At 58.2% G+C, this 21,249-nt stretch carries 24 protein-coding genes; 23 read left to right on the top strand and 1 reads right to left on the bottom strand.

All coding sequences use genetic code 11. The features are described from left to right. Genes PJU76_RS02560 through PJU76_RS02575 form a run of 4 tightly spaced genes read left to right on the top strand, consistent with a single transcriptional unit; the run spans position 1 to position 3,198 of the window. A complete protein-coding gene (locus PJU76_RS02560) occupies positions 1–345 on the top strand; it encodes a hypothetical protein (RefSeq protein WP_064219680.1) in 345 nt (114 codons plus the stop codon). Continuing rightward, positions 342–1,214 (top strand): succinate--CoA ligase subunit alpha, encoded by an 873-nt coding sequence (gene sucD, locus PJU76_RS02565; RefSeq protein WP_271780348.1) that lies wholly within the window; start codon positions 342–344, stop codon positions 1,212–1,214. The genes PJU76_RS02560 and sucD overlap by 4 nt, the downstream gene beginning before the upstream one ends. Beyond that, the gene (locus PJU76_RS02570) at positions 1,214–2,863 is read left to right on the top strand and encodes an NAD+ synthase (RefSeq protein ID WP_271780349.1); all 1,650 of its coding nucleotides are present in this window, start codon (positions 1,214–1,216) and stop codon (positions 2,861–2,863) included. The genes sucD and PJU76_RS02570 overlap by 1 nt, the downstream gene beginning before the upstream one ends. Beyond that, positions 2,860–3,198, top strand: coding sequence for a P-II family nitrogen regulator (locus tag PJU76_RS02575; RefSeq protein WP_271780350.1), 339 nt, complete (start codon positions 2,860–2,862; stop codon positions 3,196–3,198). Before PJU76_RS02570 ends, PJU76_RS02575 begins: the two co-directional genes overlap by 4 nt. A gap of 44 nt (positions 3,199–3,242) precedes the next feature. Here PJU76_RS02575 and PJU76_RS02580 read toward each other — a convergent pair whose 3' ends face one another. After that, complete coding sequence (locus PJU76_RS02580; RefSeq protein WP_271780351.1) at positions 3,243–3,995, bottom strand: outer membrane protein assembly factor BamD; 753 nt, start codon at positions 3,993–3,995, stop codon at positions 3,243–3,245. 28 nt (positions 3,996–4,023) lie between these two features. Between PJU76_RS02580 and rluD the strand changes: the two genes are divergently transcribed. The 19 genes from rluD (at position 4,024) to PJU76_RS02675 (ending at position 21,237) form a co-directional block, all read left to right on the top strand. Continuing rightward, on the top strand, positions 4,024–4,983 hold the full coding sequence (gene rluD / locus PJU76_RS02585) for a 23S rRNA pseudouridine(1911/1915/1917) synthase RluD (protein ID WP_271780352.1): 960 nt from the start codon (positions 4,024–4,026) through the stop codon (positions 4,981–4,983). Further along, entirely contained in the window at positions 4,964–5,725 is a 762-nt protein-coding gene (gene pgeF / locus PJU76_RS02590) for a peptidoglycan editing factor PgeF (RefSeq protein ID WP_408629746.1), read from the top strand. Before rluD ends, pgeF begins: the two co-directional genes overlap by 20 nt. 1 nt (position 5,726) lies before the next feature. Further along, positions 5,727–6,275 (top strand): cupin domain-containing protein, encoded by a 549-nt coding sequence (locus tag PJU76_RS02595; protein ID WP_271780354.1) that lies wholly within the window; start codon positions 5,727–5,729, stop codon positions 6,273–6,275. Beyond that, entirely contained in the window at positions 6,272–7,444 is a 1,173-nt protein-coding gene (locus PJU76_RS02600) for a RuBisCO large subunit C-terminal-like domain-containing protein (RefSeq protein ID WP_271780355.1), read from the top strand. The genes PJU76_RS02595 and PJU76_RS02600 overlap by 4 nt, the downstream gene beginning before the upstream one ends. After that, a complete protein-coding gene (locus tag PJU76_RS02605; protein WP_226817501.1) occupies positions 7,444–8,097 on the top strand; it encodes an HAD-IB family phosphatase in 654 nt (217 codons plus the stop codon). The genes PJU76_RS02600 and PJU76_RS02605 overlap by 1 nt, the downstream gene beginning before the upstream one ends. Beyond that, positions 8,087–8,707 carry a methylthioribulose 1-phosphate dehydratase gene (gene mtnB / locus PJU76_RS02610; protein ID WP_271780356.1) on the top strand — a complete coding sequence of 207 codons (621 nt, stop codon included), beginning with the start codon at positions 8,087–8,089 and terminating at the stop codon, positions 8,705–8,707. The genes PJU76_RS02605 and mtnB overlap by 11 nt, the downstream gene beginning before the upstream one ends. Before the next feature lies 1 nt (position 8,708). Further along, on the top strand, positions 8,709–9,230 hold the full coding sequence (locus PJU76_RS02615; RefSeq protein ID WP_064218990.1) for a glycine cleavage system protein R: 522 nt from the start codon (positions 8,709–8,711) through the stop codon (positions 9,228–9,230). Then, positions 9,230–9,733 carry a peptide deformylase gene (def, locus tag PJU76_RS02620; RefSeq protein ID WP_064218989.1) on the top strand — a complete coding sequence of 168 codons (504 nt, stop codon included), beginning with the start codon at positions 9,230–9,232 and terminating at the stop codon, positions 9,731–9,733. The genes PJU76_RS02615 and def overlap by 1 nt, the downstream gene beginning before the upstream one ends. Before the next feature lie 475 nt (positions 9,734–10,208). Then, positions 10,209–10,913, top strand: coding sequence for a MotA/TolQ/ExbB proton channel family protein (locus PJU76_RS02625; protein WP_271780357.1), 705 nt, complete (start codon positions 10,209–10,211; stop codon positions 10,911–10,913). Between the two features lie 47 nt (positions 10,914–10,960). Further along, positions 10,961–11,359, top strand: a complete 399-nt coding sequence (locus PJU76_RS02630) for an ExbD/TolR family protein (protein ID WP_271780358.1) — start codon at positions 10,961–10,963, stop codon at positions 11,357–11,359. Positions 11,360–11,930: 571 nt separating this feature from the next. Further along, on the top strand, positions 11,931–12,218 hold the full coding sequence (locus PJU76_RS02635; protein ID WP_271780359.1) for an energy transducer TonB family protein: 288 nt from the start codon (positions 11,931–11,933) through the stop codon (positions 12,216–12,218). A gap of 23 nt (positions 12,219–12,241) precedes the next feature. Beyond that, entirely contained in the window at positions 12,242–13,645 is a 1,404-nt protein-coding gene (locus PJU76_RS02640) for a purine-cytosine permease family protein (RefSeq protein WP_271780360.1), read from the top strand. A 17-nt stretch (positions 13,646–13,662) separates the two neighbouring features. Beyond that, positions 13,663–14,892 (top strand): amidohydrolase family protein, encoded by a 1,230-nt coding sequence (locus PJU76_RS02645; protein ID WP_271780361.1) that lies wholly within the window; start codon positions 13,663–13,665, stop codon positions 14,890–14,892. Positions 14,893–14,952: 60 nt separating this feature from the next. Further along, on the top strand, positions 14,953–15,981 hold the full coding sequence (locus PJU76_RS02650; protein ID WP_271780362.1) for an adenosine deaminase: 1,029 nt from the start codon (positions 14,953–14,955) through the stop codon (positions 15,979–15,981). Positions 15,982–16,001: 20 nt separating this feature from the next. Next, positions 16,002–17,009: a phosphorylase family protein gene (locus tag PJU76_RS02655; RefSeq protein WP_271780363.1), complete on the top strand. Its 1,008-nt coding sequence runs from the start codon at positions 16,002–16,004 to the stop codon at positions 17,007–17,009. A gap of 61 nt (positions 17,010–17,070) precedes the next feature. Further along, on the top strand, positions 17,071–19,329 hold the full coding sequence (locus PJU76_RS02660) for a xanthine dehydrogenase family protein molybdopterin-binding subunit (protein WP_271780364.1): 2,259 nt from the start codon (positions 17,071–17,073) through the stop codon (positions 19,327–19,329). Positions 19,330–19,331: 2 nt separating this feature from the next. Beyond that, a complete protein-coding gene (locus tag PJU76_RS02665; protein WP_271780365.1) occupies positions 19,332–19,790 on the top strand; it encodes a (2Fe-2S)-binding protein in 459 nt (152 codons plus the stop codon). Next, the gene (locus tag PJU76_RS02670) at positions 19,783–20,649 is read left to right on the top strand and encodes an FAD binding domain-containing protein (protein ID WP_271780366.1); all 867 of its coding nucleotides are present in this window, start codon (positions 19,783–19,785) and stop codon (positions 20,647–20,649) included. Before PJU76_RS02665 ends, PJU76_RS02670 begins: the two co-directional genes overlap by 8 nt. A 3-nt stretch (positions 20,650–20,652) precedes the next feature. Continuing rightward, positions 20,653–21,237 carry an ureidoglycolate lyase gene (locus PJU76_RS02675; RefSeq protein ID WP_271780367.1) on the top strand — a complete coding sequence of 195 codons (585 nt, stop codon included), beginning with the start codon at positions 20,653–20,655 and terminating at the stop codon, positions 21,235–21,237. Positions 21,238–21,249: the final 12 nt, after the last annotated feature.

The raw sequence follows: 21,249 nt of genomic DNA on the forward strand, positions 1-21,249 counted from the left end.
GTGTCTATCAATATCCTCTGGTTACAACGCCTGTGGCCGGTGCTGCGCAGCTCCGGCCCGCTGATTTCCCGTCTCGCCGATGTCTATGTAAAACGTGGTGCCGATCAAAAAAGTGCTGAGGTGATGGCGGAGATGGCGGTGTTGCTCGATCAGATTCTCGATGAGCGGCTTAAATCTGTCGCGCAGGCTGACGATATCGATGCGTTGCGCCGGGATCTGGCGGCTTTGCGCGCGGATGTCGATAAAATCGGTCCGGCACCCCGGCGCAATCCCTATGTGCTTCTTCTGCTCCTCGGAGAGGCGGTAATTGGCATTCTTCTTATCATGATTCTGGTGCATCTATGAGCATATTGCTGTCCCGCGAAACGCGTGTGATCTGCCAGGGCTTTACCGGCAAGCAGGGGACTTTTCACTCGCAACAGGCCATGGCCTATGGCACTTGCATGGTGGGTGGGGTGACCCCCGGCAAGGGCGGCAGCCGCCATCTTGATCTGCCGGTGTTTGATACGGTGGCTGGCGCTGTGCAGGATACCGGGGCCGAGGCCAGTGTGATCTATGTACCCTCACCTTTTGCCGCCGATGCGATCATTGAGGCGGCTGCCGCGGGTATCCAACTCATCGTCTGCATCACCGAAGGTATTCCGGTGCATGACATGCTGATGGTGAAGCATTATCTGGCGGACACAGCGACGCGACTCATCGGCCCTAACTGTCCGGGAATCATCACGCCGGGACAGTCCAAGATCGGGATCATGCCCGGCGCCATTCACCAGACCGGACGGGTAGGCATTGTTTCCCGCTCCGGCACCCTCACCTATGAAGCGGTAGAGCAGACCACCCGCCTGGGCCTGGGGCAGAGCACCTGCGTGGGCATCGGCGGAGACCCCCTGATTGGCATGGATTTTATTGAAATATTGCAGCTTTTTGAGGCGGACCCGCAGACCGAGGTGATTGTCATGGTGGGCGAGATCGGCGGACGCATGGAGGAGGACGCGGCGGCCTTTATCCAGAAGCACGTCCGTAAACCGGTGGTGGCTTTCATTGCTGGTTCCACGGCGCCCAAGGGCAAGCGCATGGGTCATGCGGGGGCTATCATCGACGGTGGCGCAGGAACGGCGGCGGCCAAATATGCGGTACTGGAAGCGGCGGGCGTCCATTGTGTGCATTCCCCCGCCGATTTGGGCACCCGGGCGGCCGAGGTACTGGGGCGCTGATGCGCATCGCCCTGGCGCAGGTCAACTGCCGGGTCGGCGATGTGGCGGGCAACGCCGATCGTCTGTTGGCCGCCGCTGCCGAGGCACAGGCCGCGGGGGCCGACCTGCTGGTGACGCCGGAGTTGGCCCTCAGTGGTTATCCCCCGGAAGACTTGCTCTTGCGTGCAGACTTTTTGCAGGTCTGCGATGCTGCCTTGCAGCGTCTCGCGACAGAAGCGCCTCTGCCCATGTTGGTAGGGCACCCGCAACGTGAGCAGGAGCGCCTCTACAACAGCGCCAGCCTGCTGCGCGGGGGGCGGGTCGAGGCGGTTTATCACAAACACTGTCTACCGAATTATGCGGTATTTGATGAGGCGCGTTACTTCACGCCGGGGGCGCAGTCGCTGGTGTTTGCCTATGCCGGACTGCGGTATGGGGTGGCCATTTGTGAGGATGTCTGGCATGGGCCGGGAGTGGCGCACGCCGCCCAGGCCCAAGGCGCAGACCTGCTGCTGGTGCTGAACGCGTCGCCTTATCACCTGAACAAACAGCGTGCCCGGGAAGATCAGGTGGGTGCCCTGGCCGCCCAGTGTCATCTGCCCATCGTTTATGTGAATCTGGTGGGCGGCCAGGATGAACTGGTCTTCGATGGCCAGTCCTTTGCGGTAGACCAGCATGGGCTGTTGGCGCTGCGCGCATCCCAGTGTGAGGAGATGCTGGTGCTGCTGGATATCGACAAGGATCACGACGATATCCGTATACAGGCTGCCGGGCCACTGCGACCGCTGCCGGATGAGACCGCCGAAGTCTACGAGGTATTGCGTCTGGGCGTACATGATTATGTGGAAAAAAATGGCTTCCCTGGCGTGGTGCTGGGTCTGTCCGGCGGGGTGGACTCGGCGCTGACTCTGGCGATAGCGGTGGACGCCCTTGGTCCGGAACGGGTCCACGCCCTGATTATGCCCTCCCGCTATACGGCGGAGATGAGTATTGTGGACGCGCTGGCTGAGGCGCAGAGTATGGGGGTGCGCACCGACATCGTGTCCATCGAGGGGCCGTTCAACACCTATCTGGAGACGCTGGCACCGCTTTTTGCCGGACGCGCGGCCGATACCACGGAAGAGAATTTGCAGGCACGTACTCGCGCCGCGTTGCTCATGGCCTATTCCAACAAATTCGGCCATCTGCTGCTGACCACGGGTAATAAGAGCGAGATTGCCGTTGGTTACGCGACCCTGTATGGCGATATGGCCGGTGGTTTTGCGGTGATCAAGGATTGCCCGAAGACCTTGGTTTATCGTCTCGCCCGTTACCGCAATAGCCTGGGTCCGGTGATCCCGGAGCGGGTGCTGACCCGGCCACCCTCGGCGGAGCTGGCGCCGGATCAGCGCGATCAGGACAGCCTGCCTCCTTATGAGGTCCTGGATGCCATTATTGCCGCTTATGTGGAAGAAGATCGCAGCGCTGCGGAGCTCGTCGCCGCCGGTTTTTCGGTGGAAACGGTGACACGGGTGCTAAGGCTTATTGACCGTGCCGAATATAAACGTCGTCAGGCGGCACCAGGCGTGCGGATCAGCGCCCGCGCATTCGGCAAGGATCGGCGTTATCCTATTACCAATGGTTACCATTCCTGGGAAGCCCTGTTGTCTGCAAGAGGAGTTCTGCGATGAAAAAAATTGAGGCGATCATTAAGCCCTTCAAACTGGATGATGTGCGCGAGGCTCTTCAGGAGTTGGGTCTGGCCGGCATGACGGTCACCGAGGTCAAGGGTTTTGGCCGTCAGAAGGGACATACGGAACTCTATCGTGGCGCGGAGTATGTGGTGGATTTCCTACCCAAGCTCAAGCTGGAGGTGGTGGTCAGCGATGATATGGTGGATCGCGCCATTGAAGCCATTGAGCTGGCGGCGCGGACCGGCAAGATCGGTGATGGCAAGATTTTCGTCGGTGCGGTGGACCGGGTGATACGCATCCGTACCGGAGAAGAGGGCGATGAGGCGGTCTGATGAGAATAATGGCGGGACGCTGATCGCCCCGCCGGAGTCTCCGCTTAGGGCTTCGCGCTACTGCTGAGATCAGAAAGATACTTGCTCTTCGGATAGTTATAGGCGAGTACGGAGGCAGTGGTCCGCGCCAGATTTGGCAGATTCAGACGCCGGTAGGAGCGCGCCAGATAATAGAGCGCCTCTTCCCGCGCGGGGCTCAGCTGGTAGCGGGTGATCACTGTATTGCAGCGGTTCGCCGCAGCGACATAAGCGTGACGCACATAGTAGAATTTGCAGATATTCAGGTTGCGCTGGCCGAGGATGTCGATGATCTTGGCCATGCGCAGGCGGGCATCAATGGCATAGGCACTGTCTGGCCAGCGTTTCGCCAGCGTGTCGAGAGTGCTGAAGGCCTCCTCGGCAGGTCTGGGGTTTTCCTCCACACCCTGAATAGCCTGGTAATAAGCGATGCCTTTCAGATACCAGGCGTAATCCACGTGAGGATTGGCCGGGTGCAGTTTGATGAAGCGCTCCGCCGCCGCCGCCGCCGCCTTGGAATCCCCGCGCTGATAATAGCTGTATGCCGTATTGAGTTGCGCTTGTTCGGCGTAAGGGCCGTATGGGTAGCGGGTCTCGAGATTTTCGTACTGCTTAATGGCAGAGGTGTAGTCGCCGTGCTCCATGGCCTTTTGGGCGGGTTGGAACAGCGTCTCGGCAGACTCGTGGCGATCCGCAGAGCTGTCAGGTTTATTCGGGCTGCTGGCACAACCGGCGATCAGGGCGGTACAGCACAGGGATATCAGTATGCGTTTGCTCATGAAGGACAATAGTCTATAGTGGCGAACCATGAGCGACGATAGTACGGGTATTCCCATGATTTTGCCAGAGGAGCAGGCTGGTCAACGTCTCGATGCGGTGTTGAGCCAGTTGCTGCCGGAAACCAGCCGCAGTCGTATCCAGACCTTGGTGCGGGATGGCCGGATTCTGGTGGATGGTGTGGTCGAAAAGCCCAGCGCACGGATTCGCGGTGGTGAACAGGTAGAAATCAACTGGCCGGAGATCGAGCCCAGCGCTTGGCTGGCCCAGGATTTGCCGCTGCATATTCTGTATGAAGATGCGGATATCCTCGTTGTGCACAAGCCGGCAGGGCAGCTTACCCACCCCGGCGCCGGTCATGCCGACGGCACGCTGGTCAATGCCGTGCTGGCCCATGTGCCTGATAATGCCTACCTGCCCCGCGGCGGCATTGTCCATCGGCTGGACAAGGACACTACGGGCCTGCTGGTGGTGGCGAAAAGCGAGATGGCGCGACAGTCACTGATCGACCAGCTCGGTGACCATACCATGCACCGCGAATACCTCGCGCTGGTGATGGGGCCGATGACCGGTGGTGGCCGGGTAGATGCGCCCATCGGCCGCCATGCCCACGACCGCCTGCGGATGACCGTGCGCGATGACGGTCGACCGGCGCAGACCGAATATCGGCTGGTGGAGCGCTTCCCCCGCCATAGCTACCTGCGCCTGCGCCTGGCGACGGGGCGTACCCATCAGATACGTGTGCACATGACACACATCGGCCACCCGTTGGTGGGTGATCCGGTCTATGGGGGGCGGATGATGGTTCCGCAAGGGCTGGATGAGGTCGCGCTGGCCCATTGGCGGCAGTTCCGCCGCCAGGCTTTGCATGCCTGGCGTTTACGCCTCTACCATCCAGAAAGCGGGGCGCTGATGACCTGGGAAAGCCCGCTGCCTGCAGACATGACCGAATTGCTGACTCTGCTGCGCCATGCGCGTGATGGCGACTGAAGAGGCTGGTTATTGGGTGCCGGACTGGCCTGTGCCCTACGGGGTACGCAGTGCCATCACCGTGCGTAGCGGGGGTGTTAGTCAGGGGGCGTATGCATCGCTCAATCTCGGCGACCATGTGGGCGATGCACCGGGGGCGGTGGCAAGGAATCGGGAACGGCTGCGGGCCATGCTGAAATTGCCTGGGGAGCCCTGTTGGTTGCGGCAGGTGCATGGCACGGAGGTCGCCGCCCTGATGGCCGCGCCAGCGCGCGCTTTGGAAGCGGATGGCGCAGTCACCGCCATGCCGGGCATGGTGTTGGCGGTGCTCACCGCCGATTGTCTGCCCGTGCTGGCTTGCGGCGGGGACGGTCGTCATATCGGTGTTTTTCACGTCGGCTGGCGTGGCTTGTTGGCGGGCATCCTGGAACGCGGTGTGGCCGCCATGCCGGTGGCACCAGAGGATATTTTGATATACTTGGGACCTGCCATCGGGCCTGAACATTTCGAGGTGGGGCCGGAAGTGCGGGCGGCTTTCCTGGCGGAGAATGCCGGGGTGGCGGCCGCCTTCCGCCCCGGGCATGGGGACCGCTGGCTCGCGAATATTTATGCACTGGCGCGGCGGCGTTTGCAGCGGGCCGGCGTGCAGGCCATTTTTGGTGGTAATCTGTGTACGGTGGCTGATCCGGCACATTATTTCTCTTATCGGCGTGACGGCGTTACCGGACGTATGGCTTCTCTGATCTGGAAGGAGGACGTATAGCATGGCGACTTTGCAATATGCAGAATCTGCGCGGCGGATCACGGACGCGACGCAGATTGCCACCATCCTGGCCCCCCTGGGCATCACCTTGCAGACGATCCCGGTGACGGGGGGGCGCGCCGCGGCGCTGCTGGCTCAGCCCCAACTGGATGCGGAGGCACAGGTGGCGTTGCTGACGGCTCTGGACGATGTCTTCCAGCGTTTGCAGCGGGAAAAGGGTTATCAGGAGCGGGATCTGGTCGTGTTGTATCCAGAGCATCCACAGTTGCCGGAACTCAACGCCCGCTTCCATCGTATGCACACCCATGATGATGAAGAGGTTCGCTATATTGTGGACGGAGAAGGTGTTTTTGGCTTCGTTCTGGAAGACGGTGCACAAGTCGAATTGACCGTGCAGGCGGGGGATTATGTTCACATCCCGGCGGACGTGGAACACTGGTTCCGCCTGAATGATGCGCAGCGGATCAAAGCGGTGCGCTACTTCAGTGCGCGCGGGGGCTGGACCCCGCATTATACGGACCGCGCCCTTCAGCATTTCCCCAACCCATGACGACTTTTATTGAGGTCGATTACCAGTTCCCCGCCGGGATAGACGCCCGGCGGCAGGCGCAGGCCATCGCCATCGGCCAGACTGCAGGGAGCTGGGATGCACGCTTTCAGCACCGGGAGGCGCAGTTGCGTGGTCATCTGGGGGAGGTGATCGCCATGGCCGAACTGGCGGCTGGGCGGCATCAGGCCACGGTGCGCTTCCCCGCCGCCAATGTGGATGGTCGCCTCGGCAGCCTGCTCACAATGATTTTCGGCAAATACTCCCTGGCGGGTCCCGCCAAGGTGATGGCCATTCGTCTGCCGGAGCGCTTCGGGCAGGCGCCACGCTTCGGGCTGGGCGGCATCCGCGAACGACTGGGGGTGCATGAACGCCCCTTGGTCATGGCCATCTTCAAACCGGCGCTGGGGCTGACGGCGGCGGATCATGCCGCGATTCTGGCGGAGGTTGCCGTTGCCGGGCTGGATATTATCAAGGATGACGAAATCCTCCCGGACCTGCCGATGGCGGCGACCCTGGCGCGCTGGGAGGCCTGCGCGCCGGTGATCGAGGCGCGGCGTGATCAGACGGGTCGTGATTTGCTCTACGCGGTGAATCTCTCGGGGGATGCCCAGCAGGTGCAGACGCTGGCGTTGCAACTGGTGGCCGCCGGCGCCAATGCGCTGCTCCTGAATGTGCTGGCGTATGGTTTTCCGGTACTGGAGGCACTGGCCGCCGATCCCGACATCGATGTACCGATCTTCACCCACCCCGCCCTGGCGGGTGCCTGGTGCGGCGCGCCGGATTACGGTTTTGCCTATGGCGCCTTGCTGGGCACATTGATGGCTTGTGGCGGTGCGGATGCGGTGCTCTATCCGGCCCATTATGGCAGTCTGCCCTTCGCCGCGGCGGACGAATGGGCCATCGTCGCCGCGCTGCGGGCGCGGGGCGTGGCGCCGGTGCCTTCGGCGGGCGTGCATCCCGGCATGGTGGGGCGCATCCTCGATGACTATGGAACCGAAGTCATCCTCAACGCGGGGACCGGGATTATGGACCATCCCCAGGGTGCCGCGAGCGGGGTACTGGCTTTTCACGAAGCCATCGAGCGCTGGCAGGATGCGGCGCCGCGCACTCTGGAAGACTTGCCCGCCGGGCCCTTGCGGGCGGCGGTGGAAAAATGGGGGCAGGGCTGATGCAAAGAGCCATTTTTTGTGACTTCGACGGCACCATCACCGAGGCCGAAGTCTTCGTGGCTCTTATGCACCATTTTGCGCCGGAGGCCGCCGCCCGGGTCTTGCCGGAAATCTATGCACAGCGCCTGACCCTGCGCGATGGCCTGCCCCAGGTGCTCGGCACCATCCCCTCGCGGCGTTGGTCGGAGCTGGAGGATTTTGTACGGGATACGGCATTGCGTCCGGGGTTGGTCGGGTTGCTGGCCCAGGCCAAAAAGGCCGATATCCCCTTTATTGTCGTCACCGGCGGCTTCACGCGCATGGCCGAGATCGCCCTCGCCCCTTATCGTCAGGAAATTTACGCCGTCCATGGTCTTGAGGCGGATATCACCGGCGAATACCTGCGGGTGTTCTCGCCCTGGCAGGATGACCATGAACTGGTGGCCAAGGCCGCCGTGATCGCGCACTATCAACCCGAAGATGCCGTCTGCATTGGGGACTCCATCACCGATTTGCGGGTGGCCCGGCAGTGTCCCCTGGTCTGCGCACGGGATCGTCTCGCGGAATATCTGCGGGAGGAGGGGCGTGCCTTCCTGCCCTTCGATGACTTCCGGGATGTGAGCGCCGCCCTTGAGCAACGCGGCTGGTGGCGGGAGCCTACCCATGCACCATGATCCGCGCACCCATCTCGCGGCGGCGGCTCGCGATTTTTATGCGCGGGGCTGGATGCTGGGCACCGCGGGCAACCTGTCGGCACGCCGCGATGCGGACGCTTTCTGGATTACCGCCAGCGGCCGTCCCAAGGATCAGTTGGGCGCCGAGGATTTTGTCCTGATGAATCTGCGGGGGCAGATTGTGCAGGCCCCGCCGGGACGTAAACCCTCTGCTGAAGTCGCCATCCATGAGGTGGTCTATCGGCATGTGCCTGACGCCCAGGTCATTTTCCACGTCCACTCCATCGAGGCCAATCTCTGCGGGCACTTTGCGCAGCAGGGACGGTTGCGCCTGCCAACTCTGGAAATGCTCAAAGGTCTGGGCGTGCCCGATGCCGAGCCGCGGGTGGATCTGCCGGTCTTCGCCAATCATGTGAATGTCCCCCAGATTGCCGAAGATATGGACAGGGCCTTTGCCCAGGCGCTGCCTCGCGTTCCCGGTGCGCTGATTCATCAGCACGGGGTGACGGCCTGGGGCCCGGATTTCCTGGCGGCCAAGCATCATCTCGAATTGCTGGAATACTGTTTTCGTTATCTCGTACAGGCGAAAGCCCTCGCCATAGGAGTCTAGGATGAGTCAAGCCCTTCTCACCGTCATCGGCGAAGATCGCCCCGGTATCGTCGCCGCCGTCACCCAAGCCCTGTTCACTGCAGACTGCTCCATCGGTGATGCCTCGATGATGCGTCTCGGCGGTTACTTCACCATTATGCAGGTCATCGATTATCCGCGTGATCTGGGTTCCGTGGAAATGGCGCTGGACCCTGCCATCAAACGCCTCAATCTGCGGGTGCATCTGGACCCTATCCCCAGCGTGGCGCTGAGCGCAGATATGCCGAACACCCGGGTCACCGTTTACGGGGCCGATCATCCGGGCATTGTCGCGGGCGTCACCGGGGCCTTGGCGGCCATCGGTTTCAATGTGATTGATTTGGAAAGCGAGAGTTCCGGCAGTGCCGAGCGGCCACTCTATGTGATGGTCATTCAAGGCTATGCGCCAGAGGGGGTGGAGAGTGTCCGCAAGGCCGTGGCGCCGTTGCGGGAGAGGGAAGGGGTGGAAATCGGTGTGCACCCCATCGAGGCGGCGGTGTTCTGATGGCGGTGCTTTCCATTCTGACCTATCCGGACCCCAGGCTGCAGCGCAAAGCCGAGCCGGTCAGTGTATTTGACGACGATCTGCACCATTTTGTCGGTGATCTGACGGAAACCATGTATGCCGGTCCGGGGGGTGTGGGTATTGCAGCGCCACAGGTGGACCGTCCGCAGCGCATCGTGCTTGTCGACGTGCGTCCCAAGCTGGGGGAGAACTGCCACGGGCTCATGGTGTTGATCAATCCCGAGCTGGTGGCGTGGGAGGGCATGGCGGTGGGCCGCGAGGGCTGCATGTCGGTGCCGGACTTTACCGGCAATGTCATCCGCGCCGAACGCATACAAGTGCAGGCGCAGGATGCCTCGGGACGAGAGCGGAGTTACGAGTGCGAAGGCTTCGAGGCCCGAGCCGTTCAGCATGAAATGGATCATCTCGACGGTTTTCTTTTCCTGGACCGGCTGGTTTCGCGGAAGATTGATTTGTTCCGGCGGAAAAACTACAAGAAGTAGACCGGCGTCGTTGACCGGACTACAGGTGCCTGCGAAACGCAATTTGGTCCGCTCGGACTGGCAAATATAAGCCCCAAGAGGCCTACCCCATTTTCAGTTTTCCGACCATGCCCGTGGCGGGAAAATCGTGTCTAATATCTTCGTTTTTCCTGTGCAGCCATCGGTATTTCCCGCAGCACGCCTCCGAAAGTTTCATACCGTTGCATTTTTTGAATCTATATCACGCAAAAAAAGAACTTTATCGAATCCAATGATGTGTCCATCATGGGATGGAAGAAGTTCTCGGGTGGATTCAAGTGACCGCACCGTTATGGTGCAAAGCTGCGTTGCCTGCACTAAAAAAGAGATTGTCGGCCTGTCGGTTTTGGGTAGCCCTATGATCCCAATGATGGGCATTTCCAACAACTACCAATGGCATATTTTCTGCTCAGTCTATGCTGGATGGTTTTGTTAATCACCTTGTGCTGGAGTTTATATGATCTCGTTCAGTTATCTTGTACATCTTGCCAACTACTCAGATGGTGTTCTGTACATCTTGATGCTCCTTTTCGTGGTCGAGCTTGCGGTGATTTTCGATCGGGGCTGGTATCTTCGTAACGCCATCAGCAAAGGTAAGAAAATCCTTTGGAGAATATCCGCCCGTGGCAAGTTGCGGCGCCCTGATCTGGAAGATCTGGTGATCTTGTCTAAGGGGCTTCCCGAAGAATCTCTGCTGGGTGTAGCGCTCCGGCATTTCAATTTGATTCATCACTACGGCAGCGCTCGCGGCGAAGCCTTTGCGAACCGTTTGGACGAAGCCATTTTCCTGACGACGCCAAGTTTGGATAAGCGCCTTTGGATCTTGGACACTATTGTCACCCTGGCGCCCCTTCTGGGTCTGTTCGGAACTATTCTCGGCATGTTCCACGCGTTCTCCATTCTTGCGGTACCTGGTCATAATCCTACTTCCGTTACTGGCGGTGTTGCGGATGCGCTGATTGCCACCGCGTCTGGACTTTTTATCGCCATGATCGGCTTGCTGAGTTTTAACGCATTCAACAACGCTATCGAGAAAACCATTTTCCAGCTCGAGTCGTTGAAAGTGGTGCTCATGAACCGTTTGGATGGCGCGCCCGTGGTGTTAGAGGAGACGGCAGTCAGCGCCCCGTCATCAGCTAACGCATTTGAAGTGACCGCATGATGTTTCGGAAGGTTTTTCACCTTGCCAGGCAAAGTAAGGAGTAAAGCATGTTACCCCAACGCCGGCCCCGCAAAAAGGGGCGTATCGAAATCATCCCGATGATTGATGTTATGCTGTTCCTGCTGGTTTTTTTCATCATGATTACTTTGCAGATGATTACGGATAAGGGGTTAAAGTTGGACTTGCCCACATCCAGTGAGACGAAAGTACTGCCGCATCCGCATTTCGTGCTCAATATCGTGAAGGATGGCAGTGTTGTGGTGAAGGGCAAAAAAATGAGCCTGGATCAATTGCAGAGTTTCCTCGCGGGCGATGGCGATGCTAAACACACACAGGTGACGATCGCGGCCGATAAAATGGTTCCTTTTAAAGATTTTGTGCATGTGATGGATGCTTGTCAAAAAGCGGGTGTAACCAGTATCGGTATTGCGGCGAAGCCCGCGTGAGTAGTTGCGTCTTTAACTCGGGGCAACGTGAGCGAATGCCAAACGTACAGTTGGCGAGCGCGACAGTGCTCGAAAATGGGAATAAATTTATATGACTACCACGATGCCTAGGGCCACAAATTATTCACTCATGCCGGAGCCGAAGGAACGCCATTTTAAGTATGCCGTGGGCGGTGCTGTGGCAGTTGAAGTCCTGCTCGTGCTCGGCTTGGTCTGGTACGGACACAGCAGGCCTCCGGTAAACGCCGTTAAGCCCAAGAATCACGGCATTGCGGTACAAATGATGACTTTGCCGCAACCACCGCCGAAGGTGATACCCAACCCTCTACCGAAACCGGTTCCTCCCAAACCGGTAGTGCATCATGTGACGCCGCCACGGCCCCGTCCGCACCCGAAGGTGGTGATTCCGCCGAAACCGGCACCGGCACCGACGCCGCCTGCGCCGCCGCCGGTTAAGGCAGCCACGCCACCAACGCCGACTCCTAAATCGGTAGCGGCGTCAGCGCCTAAGCCGCTAGTGACGCCACCTCCTGCCCCGCCGCCCATGTCGGCCCAGCAGACGGCCTCGTTGATGGGGCGTTATGTCGGGCTATTGCGGCCAATGATTCAGCAGAATCTTCATGTGCCCGCAGCGTTAAGAGCGATGGGTCTGAGCGGCAAGGCGACCGTTGAGTTTGAGATCTCCCCTACAGGCCAGTTGCTTTGGGCGAAAATTATCCAGCCTAGTCCCTTGAGTGCGGTCAATCGTGCGGCACTTGCAGCAGTAAAGGATGGTGGCTTCCCACCATTTCTGAAAAAGATGCCTCAACGGAATACGGTTTTTCAAATCGACGTTGAAGTGGGTGCTGGATCAAGTTAGCGTTTATGCAAGGGAGAAAAGTGATGGGTGACAGGCATTCGATTAGTGCCACGACAGAGGCGGAGCGCACGAGTTCAGCACTGCGGGTCGCTTTGATCTGGCTAGCGGCGACCATGACTGCTTCTAGCTTGCCGGTCGGGGTTTTGATCGCCCATCTGTTTCCTTTGGCGCCATTTTTGTGGGTCGTGCTGCTGGCTTCTGCGCTTTTTGCCGCTGTGGGTATCATCAGTATACCGGGATTTGTCTACGGTATTCCGACTATGGCGGTTTCTGGACGCGTTTTTGGGAGGCCGGTCAATAAACTGATTTCCTTGAGTAACTGGTTGTCGCAGTTGGGTTGGCAGGCCGTGGTGTTGGTGCTTGTGGTGTATATCCTCCGCAGTGTTTTTGACAGTTACGGCTTGTTACCTACAAATACCAGTATTTATTACGCGCTGGTATTGGCTGTGTTGGGTAATTTTGTAGTGCCCATTATCGGATATAAGGCCATCGTGACGGCGCAGACGGTGGGGGCGCTATTTCTCGCGCTGTTTGCGATAGCCATACTAGTATATCTGCATGGCGGGCAGGCGCTTTCGATGACGCCTGCCGTAGGCCATTTTGACGGAGTTCAAACCCTGGGTGGAATTGCCTTGGCGCTCATGGGCGGTGCGTTCTCATGGACGATGTTTGCTTCGGATTATTCGCGGTATGTGCGGCGTGACACGAGCCTGACCAGAATGGCGTTATGGCCCAGCCTTGGCGGATTTGCAGGTGGTGGCCTCATTCTCGCATTAGCCATTACGTTGTATATGCGTGGTGGTATCCAGGTGGGACCTGCTGGAATAAGCATCACGGCGACGGGAGTGGGCACTTCGGCACTGTATTTAGGCTTTTGCACGTTTGCGATATTAGGTTTGTTGGCGTCTAATTTTTTGAACTCCTACAGTTCTGCTTTCAGCCTGGCGGTGGTGGTGGGCAAGGATCTGGATCGCAAGAAGTTTACGGTTCTGGATGCGCTGCTGGCAACACTGGTCGGTATCTACATGCTTTTTGTGGCGCCATCATTCTGGGATTCTTTTCAGACTTTTTTGGATTTGCTGATTATCGTAGCGGCGCCGTGGACCGGTGTGATGATCACGTATGTTTTGTGGGATGTGCTTCCGGAAGCGCACGGAGGATTGAACAGGTTGCCACATAGGCGTGCTAATGTCTGGGTGCTCGTTATAGGGGTCACGCTTACCGTGGTGTTCTCAAATAATCCGATTTGGGAGGGATATGGAGCGCATCTATTGCATGGTACAGACATATCACCATTGGTGGGTGTCGCGACGACGATTGCGGTATCAATACTCTACCGGGTTTTGTTTTGTCACCATACGGCCACTGACGAGCAGGGACGGGTGAGCGCGTTATCAAAACCGGTTGTCAGTAAGACTACTGATTAAGGTGCCAACGGGTACAGATGATGGAAAAGATATTTAGAGCGCCGATACTTAACCCGATAGATGCGAATACCTGGAGATTTTACCAGGATGGTGCTTTAGGTGTCGATCAAGGCATCATTGTGCGTCTGGGTGACTTTAGTACGATGCTGAATCAGGTCAACGCTGATACGGAAGTAGAGGATCTGGATGGTGTTATTGTTCCAGGCTTTGTCGATGTCCATTTGCATTGGGTGCAACATCGTGTCAGGGGACGTTTCTCTGGCGAACTCCTGACCTGGCTACAAGAGTATATCTGGCCGGAAGAGGCGCGCTATGTGGATACCGATTTCGCCAAGGCTGCGGCGGCACAATTCTATGGCGATGTATTGCGTGCGGGGACCGTGATGGGCATGAGCTATTCCAGTCCGCATGCCGAGGCCACGCAGATTGCACTGACATCGATGCGTGGCGATTGGGTCATTGGTAATGTCCTGATGGCAATTAATGCGCCCCATACATTGACTGACTATAGCCTGCATGATCCTGACGCGTTGCGCGCATTTATGCGCCAAACGGATATCACACACTATGCACTGACACCCCGTTTTGCGCCCAATCTGACGGCGGCATCGCTGAAGGCATTGGGACAGATTGCCGCCGAGAGCTCATGTTTAATCCAGACGCATCTTGCGGAATCGGTCGCGGAGCTGCAATGGGTTAAAGAGCTGTTTCCCGATGCTGCGCACTATACTGAGGTATATGACCGCGCGGGTCTGCTGACGCCCCGGACGATATTGGGCCACTGTATTGAAATGCGTGACGAGGAATGGCGCTGCCTTCGGGAGCGCGGCTCCTGGGTCGCGCATTGCCCTACCAGTAATGAGGCTCTGGGCAATCGACGCATGCCCTTAGAGCAAGTGCGTGCTTACGACATTCCCTATGCATTGGCGAGTGACATCGGTGGTGGCCCCACTCATAGCATGCTGCATGTCATGCAGCGATTTCTGGGAACACATCGGGACGTGGGTGCTCCTGTTGCGCCTCAGGAGGCCTTGTATCGTTCTACTAAGGCGGGGGCCGAATGTATGGGCAGAGGATCCGTCGGCGGTGATTTGACGGCGGGAAAACGTGCCGATTTCGTGCTATTGCCGCAGAAGCCCGCAGCGGATTCTGTAGAGGCCTGGTTTGAGGAATGCTTAAGTGGTAAGTCGACCGATCTGGAACAGCGTCCGCTGGGAACCTGGCTCAGGGGTGAGCGGGTGGCTTAAGCGGTGTACATGCATAGTCTTATAAAAACATACGGAGCAACACCTTTTATGGAAAGTACGATGAACACTAAGGGAATGCTGACTGACTTTGTGGAGGATCTGCCCAAGGTAGAGCTGCATTTGCATATTGAGGGCACTCTGGAGCCCGAATTGCTCATCGCGCTGGCCCAGCGTAACGGCGTGGATGTTCCCTATAAGACGATAGAGGCGGCACGGGCGGCATATCAATTTGAGGATCTGCAAAGTTTTCTGAATGTCTATTATCTGGGGGCGTCCGTATTGCGGGAAGAGCGGGACTTTTATGAACTGACCCTGGCCTATATGTCCCGCTGTAAAGCCCAGCAGATTCGTCATACGGAACTGTTTTTTGATCCGCAGACGCATCTTGCCAATGGCGTGGCATTGGCGGCGGTGATGGGTGGCATCAACGCCGCCTTGCGAGACGCCGAGCGTGACTGGCATATATCCAGCGCGCTGATTCTTTGCTTTGAGCGGGATCGCGACCCGGAACCCTCGGTGGCGCTGTTGGAGCATGCTTGTGCTTTGGGGGGCATCGCCGGCATCGGTCTCGACTCCGCTGAATTGGGCAATCCCCCAGAAAAGTTTCAGGAAGTGTTTAAGGTGGCCAAGTCCATGGGCCTGCATCGTGTTGCCCATGCCGGGGAGGAGGGGCCGCCCGCCTATATCTGGCGGGCACTGGATGTGCTTGATGTCGAGCGCATAGATCATGGGGTGCGCTGTTTGGAGGATCCGACACTGGTGCGTCGTCTGGTGGATGACCGAATTCCGCTGACGGTCTGCCCATTCTCCAACGTCGCGCTCAAAGTGTTTAGCCGGTTATCCGAACATAATCTGAGTCGATTGTTGAAAGCGGGATTGTTGGCGACGATTCATTCGGATGACCCGGCGTACTTCGGTGGGTACCTGAGCGAAAACCTTATCGGGACACTTTCCAGTCTGGATTTAACCGCGAAAGACGCATTACTTCTTGAGCGTAACGCCGTTGAAGCGGCTTTTTGTACGGACCAACGAAAGCAGTCCCTGTTCAGGGATCTGGATCAGTACGGCGCATCACATCAGAACCTATGATAAAGAACTCAGCAGGGAGAATGTTCGTGAAGAAAAACACGCTTTGGAAGCATATGATGCTATGTGGTGCGGTCGGCTTCTCATGGATGGCGCCACTGGCCTACGCCCAGGCTATACCGGCGGCGGCGAAAATGCGCCCGAAAGTGATCGTGCTGACAGCATTTCCGCCCGAGTGGCAAGCATGGACAGCACAAAAATCTTTTCAGCATCAAGCCTTGCATGTGCCAGGTCTCATCAAGCCCATGATCTGCGACAGCAAAGGCGTCTGTGTTACGGAAACCGGGGAAGGGGAAATCAATGCCGCAGTCACCGTCACCAGTCTGGTGAAAGACGCGGCTCTGGATGTGAAGAAGACTATTTTTATTCGCAGCGGCATTGCGGGCGGTGTGGACAAAGAAGACTCCGCATTGGGCAGTGTGTATATCAATAGCTGGGTAATCTCCTGGGCTTTTGGACATCATTACCTGAGTGATCAAAAGCAGTTGGCATGGTCCCCTCCGGGCTGCGCGGACTATGCCACGCCGGGCCACTGCGGAAATTATACCCAGAATATCATGGAAAATCTGGCGTATAAAATCAATCCGGCCCTGCTGAACATGGCGGTAAATGCCTCGGCTCATGTCGCGCTGAAAAACTCGGCAGAGGCGAAGAAGCTGGATAAAACGTTCGCTATCTCTGTGGCGCCGAAGGTGATGGTGGGCGCCACTATCACCGGCAATGATTTTTGGATCGGTAAAGCGAACCAGGCTATTGCCGAACAGATTGTGCGTCGCTATACCCATGGAGAGGCGAAATATACCAATACGGCCATGGAGGATCTCGGGGATGTGGCCGTGCTCTCGCGTTTCGGTTTGGCGGATCATTATCTGTCCATACGGGGGATATCTGACGTGGATGTTCCGCCCCCCGGTAAAACCGAAGAAGAAATCTGGAAAACAGGCGATTTGTATGCCAGCGCCCTCGCCGAGCGTAACGCCGTGATCGTCACCAGGGCCGTTATCGCGCACCTGTTGAAGGGCGCTGCATGAGTATACGGGTCATCAAAGTATCCGCTGGTGAGTTTCTGGCCCGGGAGCAAGGAGTGTCACCGTGTCTTTGACCTTGGTGAAGCAGCGAACTGACCAGCAGACGGCGAGCCCCCGCCGTGTCGATGGCGTTGCCAAAATCAGGGGGACGGCGCTCTATGTCGATGACCTGCCCTGCGCAGACGTGCTCCATGGAGCGACGGTGCGCACTACTGAGGCTGGTGGAACGCTGCAGGAGGTGGTTTTCGATCCTGCCATAGACTGGTCGGAATTTGTGGTGGTCACGGCGCGAGATATTCCGGGTATGAACGCCGTAAAGCTCCTGGAGAACGATCAGGTAGTGCTCGTTGATCGCGTATTTCGGCACGCTGGGGAGGCGGTGGTATTGCTGGCCCACGCGGACCCGGAGAAACTCAGAATGGCGTTGAAGGGTGTTTCTTTGGTGGAGTTGCCCAATACCGCGCCGATTTTTGATATCGATGCGGCACTCGCTGCGCAACACGAAATCATACCTGGTAATATTTATACGGATTATCTTCTGGATCGGGGTGATGTTGCGGAGGGGGAGCATCTTGCCGATGTCGTCATCGAAGAGCGCTTTCTCACCCCGTCCCAGGAGCAGCTCTATATTGAGCCGCAAGGGATGCTGGCGCATTTGCAGAAAGACGGCAACATTCTGGTAGAAGGTTCCATGCAGTGTCCCTACTACGTGCTGGACGCATTGGTTCAGTGTATGGGGATGGATAAGGATCATCTGCGGGTGGTGCAAAGTACCACCGGTGGGGCCTTTGGTGGCAAGGAAGATTACCCCTCGGTGATTGCTTGCCATGCGGCGTTGCTGGCACTCAAAGCGGGTGGCCGTTCGGTAAAACTCGTTTATGAGCGGGGCGAGGATTTGCGGGTGACGCCCAAGCGTCATCCTTCCCGTACCCTGATTCGTTTGGGGGCCAATAAGGCCGGAGAATTGCAGTTTATCGATATGGATTTCGCCATTGATGGCGGGGCTTATCGTACTCTCAGTCCGGTAGTGCTCTCCCGTGGTGTTATTCATGCACCGGGACCATATAAGTGCCCCCACATCCGGGTCAGGGGGCGCGCTGTCGCGACCAACCATCCGCCCTTTGGTGCATTTCGCGGATTTGGTGCGCCGCAAAGCATTTTTGCGATGGAAGTGGCCATGGACCGGCTGGCGAGAAAACTGGCTATGGACCCTGCCGAATTGCGCCGGATAAATTTGTTGCGCACCGGCGATGTGAGCCCCACGGGTGATGTGGTGGGTGCTGACTGCTTTGCCCATGCCGCGCTCGATGTGGCATTGGAACACACACACTATTACCATCGGCTGGCGGAGTATAGGGCCTGGAATGCGGCCGGACATCAGACCCGCAAAGGCATTGGCTTGGCGACTTTTGCCCATGGCGCCGGTTTTACCGGCAACGGTGAATTGCATCTGGCGTCCCGGGTTTCTTTGCAAGCTCTGGCCAGTGGGTACGTCGAAATTCTCTGTTCCAACACCGAAATGGGGCAGGGCGCGGCGACCACGCTGGTCCAAATTGCGGCTGACGCGCTGGGCCTGCCCATGGATCGCGTGCATTTAGCGCAAACCGATACCTCCAGGGTGCCAAATTCCGGACCGACGGTCGCCTCCCGCACCTGTATGGTGGTCGGGGATCTCATCCAGAAGGCGGCGGGACAATTATTGCAACGGCTGCGGGAAACGGCGGAGTTAGCGGCGTCCCATGACGCACAAAGTTTTGCCGCAGCGTGTACCCGGCTTTGCGCAGCCGCAGGGGATACGTTGGTGACCGCACAATACCAGCCGCCGGCGGACATGCGTTGGGATGAGCAGGCCTTTTTGGGGCGGGCTTACGCCAGTTATGCCTGGGCGGCTTACATTGCCGAAGTGGAAGTGGACGCGTTGACGCTCGCAACGCGGGTGCTCGATTTTACCGCGGTACAGGAAATCGGCAATGCGGTGCATCCGGTGATTGTGCAGGGCCAGATTGAGGGCGGTGTCGCCCAGGGTATTGGTTATGCCCTCTATGAGGATGTGCTCTGGAATGAGCGCGGGGTCATGGCCAATGACCGTCTGACCAATTACATCATCCCCACTAGCGCGGATTTAGGATTTATTCACGTGGTGTTGTTGGAAGGCGGGTTGGGAGCAGGTCCCAAAGGGGCAAAGGGCGTCGGTGAATTGCCCATGGATGGTCCGGCGCCCGCTATCGTCAATGCGATTCAGCAGGCCCTGGATATCGATATTCGCCAGATTCCGGTCAAGCCCGAAATGCTGCTGGAGCTGACGGTGAGCGGAGGGAATTGATCATGCCGACGACGATGTGCATCAACGGTAAGGCTTTTCAGAGCAGCTCAGCGCCGAATGCCCGTTTACTGGATGTATTGCGTAATGAATGCGACCTCAAGGGAAACAAAGAAGGCTGCGGCGAAGGAGAGTGTGGCGCCTGCGCGGTACTGGTGAATGGCAAGCTGGTGAATAGCTGCCTGGTTCCTCTCGGGCAGATGGAGCAGGCGGAGATTACCACGGTAGAGGGCCTTCCCGAAGATAGTGCCCTGGCACGGGCCTTTGTTCAGTGCGGCGCTACCCAGTGCGGGATTTGTACGCCGGGTATGATGCTCGCGGCGACCGCCCTGTTGGCGAAGCATGCGAACCCGACCCTGGAGGAGATTCGCTGGGGCCTGAGCGGTAATCTCTGTCGCTGTACCGGGTATGGGCGCATTTATGCGGCCATCGCCCAGGCCGCCGGAGGGTCTGCTGATGTCTGATTGGATAAGGCCGCGACATTTGCCGGAAGCCCTGGAGATATTGGCGACAGCCCCCGGCCTATATCGGGTGATTTCGGGCGGGACCGATCTTATGGTGGAGCGTCATCTCGCCCCGGAACGGCGCCCGGAGTCCTGGCTGGACATCAGCGGACTGCGGGAGTTGCAGGGGCTGCAGATTACGGAAGAGGGTATCCGGATTGGCGCCGCTACTTCCCTAGAAGCGATTCGCCGGCATGCGGAAGTGGTCGCCCACTGGCCAATGCTGGCAGCGTCGGCGGCGGTGACCGGGGCGCCGCCCATTCAAAACCGCGCCACGCTGGGTGGCAACGTTTGCAATGCCTCCCCTGCGGCGGACAATGCGCCGGCGTTGCTGGCTTATGGCGCACGTCTGGAGATCGTCCATCATCACGGCTCGCGCTGGTTGCCTTATGGAGATTTCCATCAGGGGTATCGTAAGACGGCCTTGCAAGCTGGAGAGTTACTCAGCGCTCTCTGGATTCCTTACCCCCCCAAACACAGTCGCGGCTATTTTCGGAAAGTCGGAACACGGGCAGCGCAAGCTATTGCCAAGGTGAGTATCGCGGCGTTCATCGAAGAAGATAGTGATGGAATTATTCAGAGCGCGCGTTTCGGCATGGCGAGTGTGGCGGCGACTCCCTGTACCTTGCCATCCGTGAGCCAATATCTGCTGGGACGTGCGTTGCGTGATATTGCCGACGCGCAAGTGCGTCAGAGGGTAAAGCAGGATATTGCACCCATTCAGGATATTCGCTCGACGACGGCTTATCGTTTGGAGATAGCTTCCCGGCTGGTGCTGGAGGCCATACATAGACGCAGTGAATCGAAAAAGGAGAATTAAAATATGGGTGCCTATGCAAATCAGACAGAGACGGTTTATGTAGATGTCCCATTGCTGGACGCTACGCCGGAGAACCTCGCGGAATACGGGGTGATGATTGGCGAGGCGGTACACCGGCCCGGACTTTCAATTCCCTTTTATAAGGGGAGTGTGGAAGAGGGGCAAAATCTCGATTTTGAATATACCGGTCGCGCGGTGGTCCGCACGGCGCGGATATCACACCGCAACCCCGAGATTACCTGGCTGGAACGGCACCTCAATATGACGCAGATTTTTGTCGGGCTGGGCAGCATTCCCTTCGCCATGGTGCTGGGCAAACCCAATCAGGGCAGCGGGGAAAATGTCCCCCGCCTGGAAGACGTTCGCGCTTTTCGCATTCCAGCGGGGCAGGGGGTGATGATCCATGCGGGTACCTGGCACGATTTCCCAATGTCTGTTGGCGATCCGGTGACGGTCATGACCATGAATTCTGACGAGGTGGTCACTGCTTTGGCGAACGCTCAGGCAGCAGATGAGATGGACGACGGGGACGTGTACAAGATCGACATCCAACGTCGCACCGGGCGGGTGCTCCGGGTTCCCTTTTAATCGCAGAAGGCG

The sequence above is a fragment of the Acidithiobacillus ferriphilus genome (genome assembly GCF_028215975.1).
Classification (GTDB): Bacteria; Pseudomonadota; Gammaproteobacteria; order Acidithiobacillales; family Acidithiobacillaceae; genus Acidithiobacillus; species Acidithiobacillus ferriphilus.

Coding starts and splice junctions, on each gene's coding strand:
- PJU76_RS02605 (WP_226817501.1), top strand. CDS start 7,444: ATGCAAAGAGCCATTTTTTGTGACTTCGACGGCACCATCACCGAGGCC.
- PJU76_RS02580 (WP_271780351.1), bottom strand. CDS start 3,995: ATGAGCAAACGCATACTGATATCCCTGTGCTGTACCGCCCTGATCGCC.
- PJU76_RS02625 (WP_271780357.1), top strand. CDS start 10,209: ATGATCTCGTTCAGTTATCTTGTACATCTTGCCAACTACTCAGATGGT.
- sucD (WP_271780348.1), top strand. CDS start 342: ATGAGCATATTGCTGTCCCGCGAAACGCGTGTGATCTGCCAGGGCTTT.
- def (WP_064218989.1), top strand. CDS start 9,230: ATGGCGGTGCTTTCCATTCTGACCTATCCGGACCCCAGGCTGCAGCGC.
- PJU76_RS02630 (WP_271780358.1), top strand. CDS start 10,961: ATGTTACCCCAACGCCGGCCCCGCAAAAAGGGGCGTATCGAAATCATC.
- pgeF (WP_408629746.1), top strand. CDS start 4,964: ATGCGCGTGATGGCGACTGAAGAGGCTGGTTATTGGGTGCCGGACTGG.
- PJU76_RS02650 (WP_271780362.1), top strand. CDS start 14,953: ATGAACACTAAGGGAATGCTGACTGACTTTGTGGAGGATCTGCCCAAG.
- rluD (WP_271780352.1), top strand. CDS start 4,024: ATGAGCGACGATAGTACGGGTATTCCCATGATTTTGCCAGAGGAGCAG.
- PJU76_RS02640 (WP_271780360.1), top strand. CDS start 12,242: ATGGGTGACAGGCATTCGATTAGTGCCACGACAGAGGCGGAGCGCACG.
- PJU76_RS02600 (WP_271780355.1), top strand. CDS start 6,272: ATGACGACTTTTATTGAGGTCGATTACCAGTTCCCCGCCGGGATAGAC.
- mtnB (WP_271780356.1), top strand. CDS start 8,087: ATGCACCATGATCCGCGCACCCATCTCGCGGCGGCGGCTCGCGATTTT.
- PJU76_RS02655 (WP_271780363.1), top strand. CDS start 16,002: ATGTTCGTGAAGAAAAACACGCTTTGGAAGCATATGATGCTATGTGGT.
- PJU76_RS02670 (WP_271780366.1), top strand. CDS start 19,783: ATGTCTGATTGGATAAGGCCGCGACATTTGCCGGAAGCCCTGGAGATA.
- PJU76_RS02595 (WP_271780354.1), top strand. CDS start 5,727: ATGGCGACTTTGCAATATGCAGAATCTGCGCGGCGGATCACGGACGCG.
- PJU76_RS02645 (WP_271780361.1), top strand. CDS start 13,663: ATGATGGAAAAGATATTTAGAGCGCCGATACTTAACCCGATAGATGCG.
- PJU76_RS02635 (WP_271780359.1), top strand. CDS start 11,931: ATGGGGCGTTATGTCGGGCTATTGCGGCCAATGATTCAGCAGAATCTT.
- PJU76_RS02665 (WP_271780365.1), top strand. CDS start 19,332: ATGCCGACGACGATGTGCATCAACGGTAAGGCTTTTCAGAGCAGCTCA.
- PJU76_RS02570 (WP_271780349.1), top strand. CDS start 1,214: ATGCGCATCGCCCTGGCGCAGGTCAACTGCCGGGTCGGCGATGTGGCG.
- PJU76_RS02615 (WP_064218990.1), top strand. CDS start 8,709: ATGAGTCAAGCCCTTCTCACCGTCATCGGCGAAGATCGCCCCGGTATC.
- PJU76_RS02675 (WP_271780367.1), top strand. CDS start 20,653: ATGGGTGCCTATGCAAATCAGACAGAGACGGTTTATGTAGATGTCCCA.
- PJU76_RS02575 (WP_271780350.1), top strand. CDS start 2,860: ATGAAAAAAATTGAGGCGATCATTAAGCCCTTCAAACTGGATGATGTG.